This is a genomic window from Oleiagrimonas sp. (assembly GCF_027858935.1).
GTDB lineage: Bacteria > Pseudomonadota > Gammaproteobacteria > Xanthomonadales > Rhodanobacteraceae > Oleiagrimonas.
This window is the reverse complement of sequence record NZ_JAQIBU010000223.1, coordinates 1-2,162: the sequence shown is the minus strand read 5'-3', so window position 1 is coordinate 2,162 and position 2,162 is coordinate 1. Positions and strand designations below refer to the sequence as shown.

1 protein-coding gene and 1 pseudogene are annotated in these 2,162 nt (G+C 62.1%); one reads left to right on the top strand and one right to left on the bottom strand.

The features are described 5' to 3' along the window. Positions 1 to 623 (bottom strand): annotated as a pseudogene (locus tag PF446_RS08335) (NAD-glutamate dehydrogenase domain-containing protein); the annotation flags it as partial. A 670-nt stretch (positions 624 to 1,293) separates the two neighbouring features. Between PF446_RS08335 and PF446_RS08330 the strand changes: the two are divergent. After that, the coding region (locus PF446_RS08330; protein ID WP_298070973.1) for an efflux RND transporter periplasmic adaptor subunit at positions 1,294 to 2,162 on the top strand (869 nt) is incomplete at its 3' end.

The following is a 2,162-nucleotide window of genomic DNA, read 5'->3' as shown; positions in this document are numbered from 1 at the left end:
AGCTCCTCGGCGATCTGCAACATCTTGCCGCGCATCGGCTGCCAGTCCTGCACCGCCAGACGCACATCCGACAGCGAGGACTCCAGGTCCGCCTGCAGCAACTGGCACTCCTCGTCGCCAGCCAGCCGGTCGATCTCCAGGTGCATGATCGACTCATGCTCGGCGGCATCGCCGTCGACATTGATCTGCTGCAGCACGCCATTCCTGTCGCGGCGTGCAGTAATGACCGGGTGGGCCACCATATGCACCCGATGCCCCGAGCGGGCCACCGCCATGTTGAGCGTGTCGACCAGGAAAGGCATGTCATCCGTGACCACCTGGATCGTGGTCCGCAGGCCGCCCCATCCGGCCTGCTCGCGACTGGGGTTGAAAATGCGCACCCGTGCCCGACCCGAGGGGCGCTCGAGCAGGAATCCGGACATCTCGACCAGCAGAGCCGCCCATTCGTCGGGAGCGTGCTGGGAACGGTCGACTTCGGGCATCAAGCCAAAGAAGCCGCTCAATAGCGCCTGGGCATGCTCCAGCCTCAAGGCATCGGTATCCGCCTGTTTGCCAAGGGTGTCGATATGTTCACGGACTTGACCCAGGAAGCGGTCATCATCCATGTGCTGTACTTGATTCATGTTCAATTCTGGTCATCGGAGAGGTGGATTTTTTCGGGGCATCAAGCTCATGCAAGGCCGCGACACCGGACTGGGGCGTGGGTCTGCAGATGACGCAGTCGAACGCATGATCGGGCTCAACCATGCCTGGCAAGACCGATGGGCATCGATCCACGACGCAACCATTGTCCACTCGCCGTTCGATCCATTGCGTCATCCAATTGCGTATGGACATGGTCCGGATTGTTTACCCAAGACGTGCAAGATGCTCCCGCCGCCATGCCTGAGAAGCTATACGGCGGCTCGAAGTGCACAGGATAGCGCCGCAACACCCGCCGGTTCCAGCATCGCCCCTGTCGCAGTCAACCGGCAGAGCGCGCGGCATTTCCGGAATCGGAACCTGTTGCGTGCCACCCACGCCGCGCACAAGCTATTCGAGGTCGAACAACCCGCATTGCGGAGCATGACCAATGACATGGATTGACGCTTCAAAGGCATATTCTTAAACTGGTGAGTACAGACAATACTGCCCCCACCGACGCGACTGTGAATTCAGGATTCACGGCGAACCAGGATGCCATCGACTTCAGCACCAGGATCCAGTAGCTGTCCTGGACTCACGCTGGATCGCCATCCGGTCCCGCTCTGGAAAACTTCCATTCGATTGCATTCGCCGGCCAAAGGACTTCCGATGCGCTCCTCGCCCTTGCACCTCGCCATGGTGCTTGTTTCCACCGCCTTGCTGGCCGCGTGTGGCAGCTCTCATGAGCAGAACCATTCCATGCCGCCTGCACAGGTGAAGGTCATGGTGGCGAATGCCCAAAATGTTCCGCTGCGGCGTGATCTTGTCGGGCGCCTGTCCGCCCATCGCAGTGCGGACGTGCGTGCGCGCGTGAGCGGGATCGTCCTCAAACGCACCTACAGGGAAGGCACCGAGGTCAAGAAGGGACAGATCCTGTTCCGCATCGATCCTGCGCCGCTGCGCGCCTCCCTGGATGCCGCCAAGGCCTCGCTGGCCCAGGCAAACGCCACCTATACCAACAACCACATCGCCGCCGAGCGCGCGCGCAAGATGGCGCCCAAGGGATACATTTCGCAGTCGGACCTGGACAACGCCGAAGCCGCCGAGCGCAGCTCCGCGGCCGCCGTGCAACTGGCCAGGGCAAGCGTCCAGAGCGCGCGCATCAACCTTGGATACGCCACCGTGCGTTCGCCCATTGATGGCCGGGCCGGCAAGCAGCAGGTGACCGAAGGCGCGCTGGTCGGCCAGGGCAGCGCCACGCTGCTGACAACCGTGGACCAGATCGATCCGTTGTACGTGAACTTCACCATGGCTGTAGGCGAACTGGACAAGCTGCGCCAGGAACAGGCCCGGGGGCACGCCACCATGGATGGGGAGAAAAAAAGCACGGTCCGCCTGACCCTGCCTACCGGCGACACCTACGACAAGGTCGGCACCGTCGATTTTTCCGGCACCAGCGTCGACCCCAATACGGGCAGCGTGCAACTGCGTGCCACGATTGCAAACCCCGACCATGTGCTGCTGCCGGGCATGTACGT